At 63.7% G+C, this 15,600-nt stretch carries 10 protein-coding genes and 1 pseudogene; 4 read left to right on the top strand and 7 right to left on the bottom strand.

What is annotated here, in order from left to right; all coding sequences use genetic code 11:
• The first annotated feature begins 1 nt into the window (after position 1).
• Entirely contained in the window at positions 2 to 952 is a 951-nt protein-coding gene (locus JSS27_13995; protein ID MBS0210056.1) for a cyanophycinase, read from the top strand.
• A 90-nt stretch (positions 953 to 1,042) separates the two neighbouring features.
• Here the strand turns inward: JSS27_13995 and JSS27_14000 are convergent, their stop codons facing one another.
• The 5 genes from JSS27_14000 to JSS27_14020 all read right to left on the bottom strand — a co-directional run bounded on the left by JSS27_14000 (position 1,043) and on the right by JSS27_14020 (position 8,517).
• Entirely contained in the window at positions 1,043 to 1,546 is a 504-nt protein-coding gene (locus JSS27_14000; protein ID MBS0210057.1) for a hypothetical protein, read from the bottom strand.
• Positions 1,547 to 1,591: 45 nt separating this feature from the next.
• Positions 1,592 to 4,492, bottom strand: a complete 2,901-nt coding sequence (locus JSS27_14005) for an amidohydrolase family protein (protein MBS0210058.1) — start codon at positions 4,490 to 4,492, stop codon at positions 1,592 to 1,594.
• Positions 4,493 to 4,759: 267 nt separating this feature from the next.
• The gene (locus JSS27_14010; protein ID MBS0210059.1) at positions 4,760 to 7,150 is read right to left on the bottom strand and encodes a LamG domain-containing protein; all 2,391 of its coding nucleotides are present in this window, start codon (positions 7,148 to 7,150) and stop codon (positions 4,760 to 4,762) included.
• Positions 7,151 to 7,180: 30 nt separating this feature from the next.
• Positions 7,181 to 7,669: a GAF domain-containing protein gene (locus JSS27_14015; GenBank protein MBS0210060.1), complete on the bottom strand. Its 489-nt coding sequence runs from the start codon at positions 7,667 to 7,669 to the stop codon at positions 7,181 to 7,183.
• An 11-nt stretch (positions 7,670 to 7,680) separates the two neighbouring features.
• Positions 7,681 to 8,517: a phytanoyl-CoA dioxygenase family protein gene (locus tag JSS27_14020; GenBank protein MBS0210061.1), complete on the bottom strand. Its 837-nt coding sequence runs from the start codon at positions 8,515 to 8,517 to the stop codon at positions 7,681 to 7,683.
• Between the two features lie 161 nt (positions 8,518 to 8,678).
• On the opposite strand from JSS27_14020, the gene JSS27_14025 reads away from it, so the two are divergent.
• Positions 8,679 to 9,959, top strand: coding sequence for an acetylxylan esterase (locus JSS27_14025; GenBank protein ID MBS0210062.1), 1,281 nt, complete (start codon positions 8,679 to 8,681; stop codon positions 9,957 to 9,959).
• A 161-nt stretch (positions 9,960 to 10,120) separates the two neighbouring features.
• Positions 10,121 to 11,812, top strand: coding sequence for a S53 family peptidase (locus JSS27_14030; GenBank protein ID MBS0210063.1), 1,692 nt, complete (start codon positions 10,121 to 10,123; stop codon positions 11,810 to 11,812).
• A 140-nt stretch (positions 11,813 to 11,952) separates the two neighbouring features.
• Here the strand turns inward: JSS27_14030 and JSS27_14035 are convergent, their stop codons facing one another.
• Positions 11,953 to 13,368: a DUF1080 domain-containing protein gene (locus tag JSS27_14035; protein MBS0210064.1), complete on the bottom strand. Its 1,416-nt coding sequence runs from the start codon at positions 13,366 to 13,368 to the stop codon at positions 11,953 to 11,955.
• Positions 13,369 to 13,889: 521 nt separating this feature from the next.
• Positions 13,890 to 14,234: pseudogene (locus JSS27_14040) on the bottom strand (ATP-binding cassette domain-containing protein).
• A 189-nt stretch (positions 14,235 to 14,423) separates the two neighbouring features.
• Here JSS27_14040 and JSS27_14045 point away from each other — a divergent pair.
• Positions 14,424 to 15,590 (top strand): GntR family transcriptional regulator, encoded by a 1,167-nt coding sequence (locus JSS27_14045; protein MBS0210065.1) that lies wholly within the window; start codon positions 14,424 to 14,426, stop codon positions 15,588 to 15,590.
• Positions 15,591 to 15,600: the final 10 nt, after the last annotated feature.

The raw sequence follows: 15,600 nt of genomic DNA on the forward strand, positions 1-15,600 counted from the left end.
GATGAAGTGTTTCGTATTCGGTTCGCGTTCGGGGGCCGGCGCTGTGCGAGTCAACGCCCGTCAGGTCGGGTTCGCGGTGTTGGCCGGGGTGACGATTCTTTTCGCGTATTCCACGACGGTTTTGGCCCAGGAAAGCCTGCTGGGCATGCCGACCAGCGCCGCCACGCAGAGCGGCCTGCTGGTGATTGTCGGCGGTGGCAACCTGCCCGAGGAAGCCGACAACGCCTTCTACCAGCACGCCGGCGGGGCCCATTCGCGGCTGGTGCTGATACCGAGCGCCTATCCGTTCTCAAGTCGTGAGGGAATGGAAAGCTATTACAGCGCCTGGTCCGGCGCCGACTGCGAAACATTCGATTTTCTCGACGCTAGCACTCGCGAAGAGGCCGACAGCGACGAGTTTGTGAAGCCGCTGTTAAAGGCGACCGGCGTGTGGATCGGCGGCGGCGTGCAAGGGCGCTTGTCCGATCTGTATACCGGCACCAAGGTCGAAGCAGCCCTGAAAGGGGTCCTCGAGCGCGGCGGCGTCGTCGGCGGCACCTCGGCCGGCGCGGCCATTCTTTCGCAAACGATGATCCGCCAGGGTTCGCAAGAGGTGGTCGTCGGCCGCGGGTTCTCGATGTTGAAGAACGCCGTCATCGATCAACACTTCAGCCAGCGCCGCCGCCAGGGGCGACTGAATAAGGTCATCTCGGACCACTCGCCGCTGATCGGCCTGGGCATCGACGAATCGACCGCCCTGCTGGTCCAAGGGGACGAGGTCCGCGTGGTCGGCGAAGGGGAAGTGACCGTCTGTGTCAGCAACAAAAAGAAACAGGTCGAGTGGACCCGCAAACTCGAAAGCGGCGCCAAGGCGCGGTTCAAGCCCGTGAAGCAGCAAGCCGAACCATCACCGGTGGACGTCGAACTAATCGTCGCCAAGGCGGGGGAAGAAGGCGGCGGGGCGAGGGACTAGGGAAAGAGTCACGGCACACAATGTCGCGCCAAGCAATGTTCATCACAATCCCAGGGGTTCCACCCCATGTGCTTTTTTATTGCGCCGTGTTCACGTATCGAGCATCAAAAAGTACAGCGTTCGTTCCGCTTCGTCGTATATGGCAATCGCGTAATTGAAACTATGCCGCGCGTGCCAAGGTTTTCCTTTATCGAGGCCGCCGACGCGTGTTTGATAGTCCCGAAAGAAATAATAGCCGCGCTTCAGACCACGTGGGAACGAGAAGCCTTCCGATCCCTCCAGTAGGAAAGCGCGGTCGCGCGGAACAAAATCTGCCGGCAACGGCAGTTTATGCCAGACGGGTTCAACTGCCGCAAGGTCGCGCTCGATGTTTGCCAACAGCGCGACATGCTCGGCCTCGGATAACTGCAGCATCGCATCAAGGCGACCATCGCTGATGCCGCCCGGCAACGCCACTTCTGGATTGTAGTGATCGTCCTTACCGCGGACGACCTTGGCCGATTTCAACGCCGGCGTCGCCAGCACGTTTGCAATGACGGTTTCAATCGTAGGGCGAGCGGAGCAGCCGGCGAGGCCGAGCAACGTCGCTACCAAGGCACAGCATGTTACGAACAATCTCATTTCGAATTTCGCCTCGCCTTACTTGTCGAGTTGCTCCGCAGCTTCGACCGCGGCGGCTTGGAACGCTTCGCGCATGGGCGAGCCGTCGCTGTTCATCTTGGCACGTTGCAGCAGCATGACAAAGATCATCTGCCGCTGCGGATCAACCCAACCCTGGGTGCCGAACGCGCCGCCGTGGCCGTAGGTGCCCGGCGAAAGCATCCGCGCCACTCCTTGCGGCTCGCGGACCACGCACCAGCCCAGGCCCCAGCCACAACCCGGCACGAAGCCGGCTTTCAGGTCGCCGGTTTGAATCGACGTCATCTCGGCAATCCCAAACCGCGAGACAATCGGCGAGCCGTCAAGCGCGCCGCCGTTGAGGATCGCCTGGTAAAACCGTCCCATGTCCGTCGCCGTCGAGAACAAGCCCCCCGACGGGTTCGCCGTCCGGCCGGGTGAAAGATCGGTGAGCCAATGCGTCGTCGGCTGCAACTTGCCGCTGGTTTCGTCGCGCTCGTATAGCTTGGCGATTCGCGACTGCTGGTCCTTGGTCGGGAAGAACGTCGTGTCGGTCATGCCCAGCGGCTTGAAGATCTTGTCGGCCAGATAGTTCTCGTACGGCTGCCCCGAGACCACCTCGACGATTCGTCCACAGATCGTCAGGCCCGGGCCATACTTCCACGCGTTGCCGGGTTCAAAGGCCAACGTCCGCCCGGCCATTTTACTGGCCGTCTCGGCCAAGGTCCCCAGGTTTTGCTGGTCCCCTGACAGGCCCGACGTGTGCGTCAGCAAATCGCGAATCGTGATCTCGCGCTGCGGCGGGCCGGCGGCCAGCTTGACGTCCTTGAACTCGGGAATGTATTTCGAGGCCGCGTCGTCGATCGCCAGCTTCCCTTCTTCGCTCAGCATCATGATCGCCGTCGCGGTGATCGGCTTGGTCATCGACGCCACGGCAAACAGGGCGTCGGTCTTCATCGGCGCGCGTGTTTCCAGGTCGCTTACGCCCACGGGGGAAAGATGGACCACCTTGCCGCGCTGGGCCACCAACATGACCGCCCCGGCGATCTGCCCCTCGTCGACGAACTTTTGCATCCGCTCGGGCACGCGCGCCCAAGCGACTTTCGGATCGGCTTTGGGCCCGGCGGCCGCCGCGTCGTTCGACTTCTCGTCGGCGTCATAGACGACCAGCCCGCCAACCACCGTCAACAGCGCCCGCAGCGCGGGAATCTTGGCTTCGTCACAGACAAAGTAATCGTCGGTCAACACCGCCAGATCGCCAAGCTTGCCGACTTCGAGCGTCCCTTTCTTCTCGTCGTCAAAATGGAGCCAGGCCGCGTCCTGGGTCATCATCCTTAGTGCGTCGGTGCGCGAGACGCGCTGGTCGGCGCCGATCACCTTGCCACCCTCGGTGCGGCGCGACACGGCCGCGTACATCGTCAAAAACGGGTTGTAAGGATTCAGCGAGCTATCAGGATCGAACCCTTGCATGTGGTCCGAGTTCAAGGCCACGTGGACGCCCGCCTTGCGCCAGCGATTCACGCCGATGAAGGTTTCGATTCGCGATTGGCCCAAAGCGTCGGCCAGCGCGTCGCCGTCTTTATAGAACCAGGCGGTTTGCGTATCGACACAGACGCCGAGTTTCGCTGCCCGCGCAGCACCATCAAGCGTGGGAAAGTACGCGTGAATCAGCGTGAACCGCCGCTCGCTAATCGGCGCATCGGCTGCGGCCGCCTCGACGGCGTCGAGCGCGATGTCCACGCCCGCGTCCCCCGTGACGTGCGTACTCATTTGCCAGCCCAACATGTTGCCAGCGCGGATCGTGGCCCGCACGCGTTCGGCATCGACCTGCAACAACCCGCGATACGACGGATCGCTCAAGCCGTACAGCCCGAACGCCTGGGCGCCGTACGGCTCGCGCAAATAGGCGGTGCCGTACAACACACCACCGTCGATGCTGAACTTCAGCGGCCCGACCTTGACCCAGTCGTCACCCTCGCGGGGCTTGATCGGCAGGGCGGCAATTGTCTTCTTGGCCGTTTCGACCGAATCGTGGGCGGGTACGCGAATGGTCACCGTCGTTCGGGCAGTCAGACGCTTCTGCTCACGCAACCTCTGATAAGTGCGCATGCCGTCCACGCTTGAGCCTCGATCCGTGATGCTGGTGATCCCGGTTCGGTTGTAGGCGTGGATCAGCCGTTCGAGGCTGCCGAGCGTCTGCTCAACCGTGGGCTTTTTGCTCGGCATGAACTTGGCTGTCAGTGCGCCGGCGTCTTCGAGCACGCCGGTCAGCTGGCCCGCGGCGTCAAGGACGATGCGCCCTCCCTTGGGGGCTTCGGTCTGGGGGGTGATACCTGCCGCGCGGAGGGCCGCGCTGTTCAAGATTTGCACCTGGCGATTGGCGTATTGCCAGATGAACACCACCGGGCGGTCGGGGGCCGCGGCGTCCAGGTCGGCGCGGTTCGGCATTCGTCGCTCGGCAATCCGCGTGACATCGACGCGTGGCAAGCGAATCCACACATCGGCCGCGGTCTTGGATACTTGCTCGCGAACCCACTGTTGAATCTCGGCGATCGAGTTGAGCTGCACGAAGGCCTGCGTCACTTCGCCCTGCGCGGCCCCGAGCGGATGCAGGTGTGTTTCGTTGATGCCTGGGATGACCGTGCGACCACCCGCGCGATAGACGCGTGTCGACGGGCCGATGAAACCCTGAGCGCCGGCGCTGGTGCCCACGTAGACCAGCCGTTCGTTGCGCACGGCCAGGGCTTCGACAACGGTGTCTTGGGCATCGAGCGTGTGAACGCGGCCATCGAGCAAGACAAAGTCCGCTGGCTCGGTCGCGGCCCGGACGGAATGCGCGCCCAGGAGCGCGCTCGAGAGCGCCAGCATGGCCGCCAGAAAGAGATGTGATGAACGAGCAAGTAAGCGGCGCGCGGTGAACATCATCGGCTTCCTGGTGGTGAGGTCGAGCGGGAGAGACGACCGGATTATCGTACGCCGTATTTCCATCGGCAACCATTGATGCGTCGAGATTCGGGGCGTATGCTCCGGCAATCCCGCCTTGCTCTGCCGTCGCGTGAAACATGCCCCAGAGTGACATGTTTCATCAGTGCCAGGGCGCTCGATGCCTCTTGTTGCTGCGCAACCCCGGTTGACGAGCAACCGGGGCTACCCCACTTTCCAAATCACCGCAGCGCAGCGATCTGACAGTCACCCGGGCTCGACGCCGAAGTGATGCAGCACGTTCTTCATCAGCCCTGCCCAACGGCGATCGACGGCCAGCGTCCAACCGGCCGCGATGCTGGGAGCGGCGAACACCTGGCCACCGCCGGGGCGTTGCCAGTGGATCACCTCGCACGCGATCTGCGCGCCGTCGCGCTTGGGGGGCGGCACGATCCGGTGGTAATAGTCGCGCGCCGTCAGCTTCATCGGCGCGGTGACAATCCCCTCGGCCAGTAAGGTAATTCCCGGCGGGTCGACCAGATCGGTCGGCGCGCCGGTCGGCGGTTCTTGCAGGCTCATCGACATCAGCGTCGATACCCGAATGTCCGCTTCGTGGCCGATCGGCTGCCGCAGCGGATCGTTTGGATCGGCGCCGAACTGCTCCCCCGTCTTCAGGCCAAGCTCATGCGGCGTGTGAAACAGAAAGTGATCGGGGGCCACAACGCGAAACGGTCCCGCGCCGGGCACGCCCAGCAGATTGTTCGTCGCGAATTCCACGCCCAACGTCCGCCATCCGGGCTGGTTGTCGTCGCGCGGCACGCCGCCACGGCGCTGGTCGTGTTCGTGCCAGCACTCGCCGCGCGAAGCGGGGCCAAGCTGCGCGCCCCAAGCGTCGCTCTTGCGACATTCGATCACCGAGCCGGCCTCGTCGTAGCTGACACGCCAGTACATGGTATTGCCCGACAGACAAACGACGTGGCCGCCCCGATCCAAGAACGCTCGTACCGCGGCCATCGCCTCGCTGGTCCAATACTCGCTGTGCCCCACGATGAACAGCACACGGTAATCGGCCAACAACTCGGGCTGGCGATGCAAATCGATGTCGGCGTAAGCGTCGTACCGATAGCCTTCGCGTTCGAGCCAAACTTGGGTGTGCCGATCGGCGCGGGCCAAGTGGCTGTAGCCAACCTCAGGTTTCAGGTACCGCAGGTGCGGATCGCTGACCGGCCAGGGAACGTGCCAGCCCATTTGATACGCCGGCTGACCGCCGCGGTGGTGGCGATAGAATGAGTAGGCCGCGCGAACGTCATTGGGCGGACTGGCGTGCCCGCCGGTGTTGACGGTCATCGACCCCACGGGCCAAGCCGGGCAGAACGGCCCGGCCGAATACGCCTTCCACGTGTTGGTTGCGAACAGAAACGCGATCGGGGCTTTCTTGGCCCGCGCCGCCGGCTTGACCACGACGGACGCCTGGCGCAGGAACGTCTTGCCGTCGCTAGTGAATCGGGCTCGCACCGCATAGAGGCCGCTTTTGGCGCTGGCTGGCACCTCGACCTGGTGTGTTGCTTGCCAAGCGCAATCGTACAAGTCATCGCACGCCAGGCGCAAGCCGTGACCGCGCCGCGGATCGAGCGCCGGCTCGTAGCGATCGTACCGCGCCACTGCCGGCAAGAACGCCGGCCCGCCGATCATCCAAGTGGCGTGGTTGACGATCTGGCCATCGCGGCCGTGTGGGCCGCTGTCGTGAACGGCGCACCCGCGATCTTCGTCCAAGGGCCAACAGGCCAGCAGTCCCGGTTCGCTGTAAACAGTGCGAGCGCGCAAAACATAGTGATCGTGAATCTCATCGGCGTTCAACTCGCGGCCGTAGATCGCCGGTTGCGCGATGTCGGCGTCGAGAAACTGGCCGGCGCGCCCGTCGATGCCCAAGGCCCCAATGCGCAGCGGCACGTTGGCAACCTTGGTGGGCGATGAAATGGTCCAATTGCCGACCAGTCGCCCATCGAGCCAGATCGCTTTGCGCCCGCCGGCAAACGTCGCCACGACGTGATGCCACGCGGCCGGTGGAAAGTGGTAGTCGACCTTCTTGCCCGGCCGGCTCAGCTTGGCCTGGGTACGATGTGGCGACTCGGCCCACGTCTCGGTTTCGCCCGTGAAGAACGTCAGCGTGGCGTCGGGCTCGACGATCAACGCCCAGCCCTGGTTGTCGTTCAATTGCGAAATGATTGCCTGCGACTCGTCGGCATTCCACAGTCGCACCCACAGTTCGATCGTGATCGAGCCGTGGGCTTCGGCCGGCAAGCCCTTGGCGACGTGGATGTACGAGCCGGGATGAATCGGTTGCGCCAGCGGCTGATCGACGTGCCAGGTCTTGATGACCGCATCGCTGTCGGGGCCATCGACGTCGGGGCCGAGCCTGACGAATTGCAACTCGAACGGCTCGGTAGCACTCGTGTAAATCTGTAACGGCTCACCCGCCGCGACACTGATTCGATCGGTGTATAGGTGTACGCCTTCGAGCGGAACTGCGCGATGTGGCGGCAAGGGCGATGCCACGTGCGTCGGACTGGCCGCCGTCGCCGACGAGCCGAGCAGCGCGCCGCCGGCCAGCAGGCTCGATGTCTGTTGCACAAAGCTGCGACGCGTCGATTTGCTCATGGCTTGGGCTGGCGGGGAGTGAGCGGAAGGTTAAGGAATCTCGGCGGGCCAATCGGTCGCGGCGGTCAAGACGGCACCGAATTGCTCGAGCCCGCGGGCGTCGGCCTCGTCGAATCGTGCCAGCTTGGGGCTATCCAAATCGAGCACGCCGAGCAATCGCCCATCCGCGGTAACCAACGGCACGACGATCTCGGATTGCGAGGCCTCATCACAGGCGATGTGTCCGGGGAACTGATGCACGTCGGGCACGACGATCGTCTCACGCCGCGAGGCCGACGCGCCACAGACCCCGCGGCTCAGCTCGATATGCACGCATGCCGGCTTCCCTTGAAACGGCCCGACCGTCAAGCGCCCGGCGCGGAGCAGATAGAACCCGGCCCAATTCAAGTCGGGCAGTCGCAACCCGAGCAGGGCCGCGGCATTGGCCAGGTTGGCCAGCCAGTCTCGCTCGTCGGCCACGAGCCCCCGCAACTCGCTGACGAGTTGCTCGTATTGTTCGGCCTTAGTCGCACCCTTCATCGTGCCACGCACTACTCGGCGCTCGGCCGCGGCTGGTTTGCCCAATGGCCCGAGGGATCGCTGCCGGCCACCCACACTCCCTTGGCGTTCCAGCTTAGCCCGGCCCGCACGTCGGCGGCGCAATATCGGAGCGTCAGCCCGCAGCGGCGGCGGTCCGAATCGTTCGCCTCCGAGCCATGCAGCAGCAGATCGCTGTGCAAGGAAATCTGTCCGGCTTTCAGTTCGTCCTGGACAAAGCGGCCGTACTGTTCGGCGTTGTCGATCGTCTGGTTCAGCACGTTGTGTTCGTGGCTGTCGCTGGGGCGATAAGTCAAATGACCGTAGTGGTGCGAGCCCGCCAGAAAGTTCATGCAGCCGTTCTCGGCATCGGCGTCATCGATCGCCAGCCAGACGGTGACGGCCTTGCTCGGGGTGAGCGGCCAGTAGCTGGCGTCCTGATGCCAGGCCACCGCCTTGCCGTCGCGCGGCAGCTTGCAAAAGAAGTGCGAGCCCCAGGCGACGACATTCTCGCCGAGCAGATCCTTCACGTAGGCCACGATCTTCGCGTTGGTCAACAGATCGTAGACCGGACCATATTTCAGATGGGCGCTCGAAATCGAATAGCTGTTCGCGCCGGTCGCCAACACGCGGGCCAGCAAGTCGTCGAAGTAAGCCCGCACGCGCTCGGCTTCGGCCTGGTCGAAAATGGCGAAGCCCTTTAGGCAGCCGTCCCGGTTGAAGTCTTCGAGCTGTGACTGGCTAAGCACTTTGGGCGCGGGATTGGTGCTGGGATGAAAGCGCAGGTCGCGCTCCATCTGGTCGAGTTCCGCCTGATCGGGCGTCGACTTGAAGTTCATGGCCTGGGACATGGACGATTCGCTCCGCCGAGTGGGTTGGTGTTCGATGCTGTGCGAGAGCTGCGAGGTTGGCGCGTTTGCGTCGCGCGCTGGCAGCATCTAAATTTACCCGCTCAGGCTTCAAGACGCAAAACAATGCCTGCCCCGACGAATACCGCGGAGAGTGTTTGATGATGCGCACCGTGCTGCACCGTTTCGTTTTGTTGGCGACGTTGTTGATGGCCGCGGCCAAGGCTACGGCCGCCGAGCCGATCAAGCGTTCGCCGAACTTGCCGGCGACTACGCCGTGGAACCTGGAAGCTCTCAGCGAGCCGCCGAAGGTCGAGTGGGGCGAGCCAAGTGGCGGGGCGCGCGAGCTGTATTACGCCGGCGAACCTTATCAGGGGAAGCCGACGCGCGTGTTCGCATATTACGCCGTACCCAAGAGTGATCGGGAAGGCGAGAAGTTCCCGGCCGTGGTTCTGTTGCATGGCGGCGGAGGAACGGCCTTCCGCGAGTGGACCGAATTGTGGGCCAAGCGCGGCTACGCGGCCATCGCCATGGATCTCGCCGGCGCGCGGCCGATCGAAGGGAAGAACGCGCACCGTCCCGAGAATCGCGAGCGGCTACCCGACGGCGGCCCGAACCAAGGGGATGACGAAAAGTTCGGCAGCGTCGACAAGGAGCCGACCGAGCAATGGTCGTATCATGCCGTGGCGGCCGCGCTCCGCGCCCATTCGCTGGTGCGCAGCTTTCCCGAGGTCGATGCCGAGCGAACGGCGGTCACCGGAATCAGTTGGGGGGGCTACCTGACCTGTATCGTGGCCGGCGTTGACAGCCGGTTCAAAGCCGCCGTGCCGGTCTACGGCTGTGGCTTTTTGGATGAGAACAGCGCCTGGCTGGCGCGGTTTGATCGCATGACCAGCGAGCAGCGCGGGCGCTGGGTCTCGCTGTGGGATCCGAGCAAGTATCTGCCGGCGATGTCGATGCCGATCTTTTTCGTCAACGGCACGAACGACTTTGCGTACCCGCTGGATAGCTACATGAAAAGCTATAATGCGGTGCCGGGGGGCAGCGACGGGGTTCAAACCAAGCAGATTCGCGTGACGGTGAACATGCCGCACGGTCACCAGCCAGGTTGGGCGCCACCGGAGATCGGGTTGTTCGTCGATCAGCATTTGCGCGGCGGGAAGCCTTTGCCGATGATCGAGCGACCGAAGCTAGTCGACGGCGGCGTCTCGGCCAGCTTGAGCGCCGCAGGAGCTCTCTCAGGGCGCTCTGCCGAACTGCATTACACGGTCGACGACGGGCCGATCAACAAGCGCACGTGGAAGACCGTGCCGGCCAAGAAGTCCTGCAACACGTTGTCATGCGAAGAATTGCCCGCCGAAATAACCGCTTGGTTCTTTACCATCAAGGACGCTCGCGAAGCAATCGTCAGCAGCCCAGTGGTGATTACGCCGAAAAAAGGCTGATAATTTGACGCACCGCAGATCATCGCGCCTTCCCGCCCCGTTGCAGGCCGTTTTCCATTAACTAAGATGGAATCTGCCGGCTGGGTAAACTCTTCTGATCGCGCCGGCTCTTCCGGCGGCTCGCTCAAGCGGCTGCCCAGGTTCCACTGAGGGCCGAGCCGATGCGTCGCCGTGCAATCGTTCGCAGCTACCGCGCCATGGTCGAATCGCTCGACGGTCGCTGCTTGATGAGCGCGACCGATGAGTTGCTCCTCCTTGGCGCGGCCACGACGGACACCACGACCAGCGACACGGTCGACGTCGCTGCCGACGACGGCCCGCAGGCGACGCCCAATCTGGAAATCCTCGCCGACGCCGCGACTGACACCACGTCGAACGCCTCGTCGGCCTTGCCGCCTGGCTACTCGCCGGCCCAGATCATCAGCGCCTACGGCTTTGGCAACATCACCTTCGCGGGTGGCATCAAGGGGACCGGCGCCGGGCAGACAATCGCCATCGTTGACGCCTACAGCAATCCGAACATCGTCGCGGACCTGGCGGCGTTCGACAAGATGTACAACCTTGCCGCACCGCCGAAGTTCAGCGTGGTGAATCAGAACGGCGGCTCGTTGCTTCCCGTGGGCAATCGTAGCTGGGCCATCGAAATCGCGCTCGACGTCGAATGGGCCCACGCCATTGCACCGGCGGCGAACATCTTGCTGGTCGAAGCCAGCTCGGCCAGCCTGACCAATCTGATGGCGGCGGTGAACTATGCCCGCAGCGCAGCGGGCGTGAGCGTCGTCTCGATGAGCTGGGGGGCCAGCGAGTTCTCGACCGAGAAATCGTACGACAGCTATTTCGTCACGCCGGCCGGTCACAATCCGGTGACGTTCGTCGTCTCGTCGGGCGACAGCGGTGCGCCGGCCCAATACCCCTCGTCGTCGCCGAACGTGTTGTCGGTCGGTGGCACGACCTTGTCGGCGAATACGGCCGGGACTTACATTGGTGAGACATCCTGGGCCGGCAGCGGCGGCGGCCCGAGTCGCTATGAAACCAGGCCAAGCTATCAAAACGGCGAGAGCCAGAGCGGCTTTTACCGCGGTACGCCCGACGTGTCGTACGACGCCAACCCGTTGACCGGCGTGGCGATGTACGACACCTACGGCGGCGCCGGCTGGTTCCGTGTCGGCGGCACCAGCGCCGGCGCGCCCCAGTGGGCGGCGCTGGTGGCGATTGCCGATCAGGGACGCGTGCTGGCGGGAAAAGCCACCTTGGGCAACGCCCAGACCGCAATCTACAGCTTGTCGAGCGCTGATTTCCACGACGTCACCACCGGCTACAACGGCTACTTCGCCGGGTCGGGCTACGATCTGGTCACGGGGCGCGGCTCGCCCATTGCCAATGCCGTGGTGCGCGACCTGGTCGCGTTTGGCGGCAGCACCAGTTTCACCCAGGGATCCGTGCCGACTAATTCACTGCTCAGCTTGTTGAGCCTGCTGCTCGGCAGCCTGAGGGGCATCCTCAAGTTCGACGAGCCGAGCAGCATCAACGCGATGGTCGAGTTGGTGTCGGCCGGCGACGCCGCGAACGGGGCAATCGATCTGCCGGACGACAGCTTCGCCGGCGTCGGTGCCTCGGTCGGTGGTTTCGATGCCACGCCTCATTTCTTGACGACCAGCGACGACGCATCGAACACTCGCGCGTCGTTCACGCCGGCGATTGCGGCGGCCTTGCTAGCGTCGCGCGGCGAGTTTGTGAGCGCTGGCCTGGCGAGCGTCAATGAAACCTTCGCGGACGTTGACGCCATGTTCGCCCAACTGGGCCGCGCCAACGGCGGCCGGTTCGCCGGGCTGCGAGCGACGTCGCTTCTTTAGCCCTCCCAGTATATGGGTGGCACGCCCGTCCTTCGGGCGTGGGGAAGCATGTATCAGCCTCGGTATTTGATGGGTGTTTCCCCACGCCCTGCGCTGCGCTTGGGACGTGCCACCCTCGCTATAAAGTTTTGATCGCCGCTCTAATCGCGCTTGATCCGTAGGCGGCGGAACTGAATGTCGTGGCCGTGGTTCTGCAGGGACAGATACCCTTCGCGCGAGCGACTGGCCAGTATCGCTTCGGTCTCGAGATTCACGTCCTGGACGATGTGACGATCGATCCGCGCGCGCAACCGCGGCCAGGCGAACTCGATCTCCAGCGCGTGCCACCTGCCGGCGGGCTGGGCGATTTTCTCGCGTGGCGCAAGCTTGTTGTAGAAGGAGCCGTTTCCTTGTTCCGATGGCGTGCTGGCCTGGTCGTCGAACAATTGCAATTCCAGCCCCACGTTCGACGGCAGCGTGTTCGGATTCAAGGTCGTGTACGGCACCGGGGCCAACAGCCCGACGCCGCTGTTGCCCCCCGCGGAAAGTTGGTACTCGCAGCGCAACGTGAAGTTGCCGAGCTTCTCCTGATAGCGCAAGAATCCGCAATTGCCCGTCGAGCCGTCGCAAGTGAGAACTCCGTCGGCCAAGCGCCAGGTTTTGGTATTGGGGTGGTCGCGCTTGTAAAAGTCGTGCTGGTCCTCGACCCAACCGGCCAGATCGTCGCTGGGCAGTAGTGGCACGAAGCCAGTTTCGTCCTGACCGGTGGCCGCCATGACGTACGCCACGGACGGCGTCGGGTCGTCGAGGCCGTGCGGATGGTGCTTGCCGCCGGGCTTCAAATGCAGCTTGGCCGGCCCACCAAGTTTTTCGTAACGAGCAAAGCCAAGTTGACCGTTCTCGGGAAAGGGGACGACCTCGTCGGCGTCGCCGTACAGGAAGTAAATCGGGACCCGGGCCGCGGCCAGGGGAGCGAGGTTGTCGATCGGATTCAGCTGGTAGGCCAACGCCTCGGCCTCGTCGCGGAAGTGATAATCGCCGAGCAGCTTTTCCCAGTCGCGCTTGCTGCCAGGGCCGGCCCCTTTGCCGCCGGGCCAGCTTTTGAAGTCGAGCACGGCGTTGTCCAATAGGATGCAGCCGACCGAGTAAGGATGCGCGCTGGCCCAGTTGCAGACATACAGCCCGCCGCGGCTGAGCCCTTCGAGTACTGGATCGGCGGCCAGGCCGTGCCGTGTGGTCAGCACCTCGTAGAAGGCGTCCCAGTGCTTCATGGCGTCGGGGCAGCCGAACGTGTTCCCCACGGTGATGAACGCCAGGTGATAGCCCCGCGCGAGCAGGGCCAGATCGACCTGCGGCGCGTGATCAAAGAACTCGGCCCGCCAAATCCAGGGGTTGCCCCCGGCCGGCTGCTTGGGGGCGACGACCCAGGCTTTGCAGCCCCCGACGGTCATATCGTACCGCTGGTAGCCGTGGTAATCGGTCGCCTTGCCGGAAAATGGTTCGGCGGCCGAGAGGGTGCTTGCGCTGAGCAAAAGTAGCGCGAGCGTGCAGATGTGAAACTGCAGCGGGTTCATCATTCGATTTAGTCGTTAGAGGACGAGAGTGTGTGGGGCAGGGGGCCGGGCGAAACTGTTCGTCGTGGCACCATTCTGATCGTACAATGACCGCCTGTCACGAGGGAACTCGGGTCGCTCGCCGAACATTTCATCAGGATCGGGGGTTGCCATGACGCTGAACCGTCGTCGTTTCTTGCAGACGTCCGCGCTACTACCCGGCGCAGCCTTGGCCGGGCGGGGAAGATTGTTGTTTAGCAACAGGCGACGGAGTGAGAAGATACTATCTCATCCAGCCGCGCTTGCGGCAACGCCGCAACACCTCGCCCTTTCAGGGAGAGGTCGCGAGCGCAGCGATGCTGGTGAGGGTAAAGACGTCGCAAGCCAAGCGATACCGCGATCGGTGAACTGTCGTACTGCAAATCTGGCCTGGCAAGGAACGCGTTTACCCTCCCCCAGCCCCTCCCTGAAAGGGAGGGGTGTTTATCGCGCGCGGGGCGTAGCTTGGGAGTGTGGTCGCGCGAGAGACGAGAGGCGAGATTTGCTTAGCTGAACTCGCCGCGCAAATAGTCCTGCGTGTGCTTTTCACGCGGGTCTTCGAACAGTTCTTCCGTCGCCCGGTGTTCGACCAGGTAGCCGGTTCGGCCACCCTTGGTCGTGTCGACGTACATGAAGGCCGTGTGGTCGGCCACGCGCTTGGCTTGTTGCAGGTTGTGGTTCACGATGGCGATCGTGAACCGTTCCTTCAACTCCTTCATCAGTTCTTCGATGCGGCGAGTGGCAATCGGGTCGAGCGCCGAGCAAGGCTCGTCCATCAGCAGCACCTCGGGCTCGGTGGCGATGGCCCTGGCAATGCACAACCGTTGCTGCTGGCCACCCGACAGGGAAACCCGCCAGTCGCCAAGCTGTAAATACAAGTAGTTAAGCGTAACCAAGCCAGTCGCCCGAGAATACTTGCGATTTTCGATGATTGCCACTAACATCGCTGGAAAGGCCCGCCTGCGGGCCGCTTGTCAGCTCGCCTGTCCCGCCCGCCTCACTTGTAAAGCCAGCTTACCTCCGAGTAGGTCTCTCAGCGCATGGCCACCATCTCGAATCGCAAACCGAAGCACGTTGAAACCCGCGAGTACGTCGAGCGCTTGATCGCGTCGGGCCAGTATCGCGACGGCGACCGTTTGCCCAGCGAAGCGCAACTGGTCGAGCGGTTCCAGGCGTCGCGACCCACGGTGGCTCGCGCACTACGTGATTTGCAGATGCTCGGACTGATCGAGCGTCGCGCCGGCTCGGGCACGTTTGTCAGCGCGCAGAAGGCGCGTCGCCCGGCAACCGCGGTCGATCGTCAACTGTTCGGCCTGTTAATCCCCGAATTAGGGCAAACGGAAATCTTTGAGCCCATCTGCGGCCAGATCGCGCGCGAGGCGCAAGATCAAGGCCACGCCCTGGTATGGGGCGACTTCGGCGGCGCCACCGGCGCAGGCCACGCGCGGACGTTATCAAATGGCGAGCGGCCCAACGAAGAACGGATCGCGCGGGCCGAGCGCGCCTGTCGCACGTTCATCCAGCAACACGTCGCCGGTGTCTTCTTCGCCCCGGTCGAGCACACCGTCGTGGGACAAGGTGTCAACGCCAGTATCCTGCGCGACCTCGACGCGGCCCAGATTCCGGTCGTCCTCTTGGATCGCGACGTGGTCGCTTTCCCCGAGCGCAGCCAATACGATCTGATTGCCATCGACAACGTCCACGGCGGCTTCATGCTGACGCGTCACCTGACTGCGCAAGGGCGCCAGCGGATTTGCTTTATGCTGCGGCCCCACTCGGCGCCGACCGCCGAGCGCCGCGTCGCAGGCTACCGCGAAGCGCTGGCGCAATCGGGATTGAGCGTCAGTCCGGCCGACGTCTGCTACGGCGATCCGTTGGACCTGCCGTTTGTGCGCAATGTGCTCGAGCGACGCAAGCCCGACGCGATTGTCTGCGCCAACGACATTACGGCGGCAGCGCTGATGCAATCGCTGTTCCAATTGGGCCGCCGCGTCCCACAAGACATTGCCGTCGTCGGCTTTGACGACGTGAAATACGCCCGACTGTTGGCCGTGCCGTTGACGACGGTGCGCCAGCCTTGCGCCGACTTGGGGCGCGTGGCGGTGCGGGCGATGTGCGAACGAATTGCCGATCGGACCTTGCCGCCGCGAGCCATTGTGCTCGAGCCCGAGTTGATTGTCCGCCAGTCGTGCGGCGCGAAGCGTTAGTCGCTCGCGT

It is taken from the genome of Planctomycetota bacterium (assembly GCA_018242585.1).
In the GTDB taxonomy this organism is placed as follows: domain Bacteria; phylum Planctomycetota; class Planctomycetia; order Pirellulales; family PNKZ01; genus JAFEBQ01.

Bases quoted from the DNA above. Each gene is read 5' to 3' on its own strand.
- JSS27_14035 (MBS0210064.1), bottom strand. From the start codon at position 13,368: ATGATGAACCCGCTGCAGTTTCACATCTGCACGCTCGCGCTACTTTTG.
- JSS27_14005 (MBS0210058.1), bottom strand. From the start codon at position 4,492: ATGTTCACCGCGCGCCGCTTACTTGCTCGTTCATCACATCTCTTTCTG.
- JSS27_13995 (MBS0210056.1), top strand. From the start codon at position 2: ATGAAGTGTTTCGTATTCGGTTCGCGTTCGGGGGCCGGCGCTGTGCGA.
- JSS27_14010 (MBS0210059.1), bottom strand. From the start codon at position 7,150: ATGAGCAAATCGACGCGTCGCAGCTTTGTGCAACAGACATCGAGCCTG.
- JSS27_14025 (MBS0210062.1), top strand. From the start codon at position 8,679: ATGCGCACCGTGCTGCACCGTTTCGTTTTGTTGGCGACGTTGTTGATG.
- JSS27_14045 (MBS0210065.1), top strand. From the start codon at position 14,424: ATGGCCACCATCTCGAATCGCAAACCGAAGCACGTTGAAACCCGCGAG.
- JSS27_14020 (MBS0210061.1), bottom strand. From the start codon at position 8,517: ATGTCCCAGGCCATGAACTTCAAGTCGACGCCCGATCAGGCGGAACTC.
- JSS27_14030 (MBS0210063.1), top strand. From the start codon at position 10,121: ATGCGTCGCCGTGCAATCGTTCGCAGCTACCGCGCCATGGTCGAATCG.
- JSS27_14015 (MBS0210060.1), bottom strand. From the start codon at position 7,669: ATGAAGGGTGCGACTAAGGCCGAACAATACGAGCAACTCGTCAGCGAG.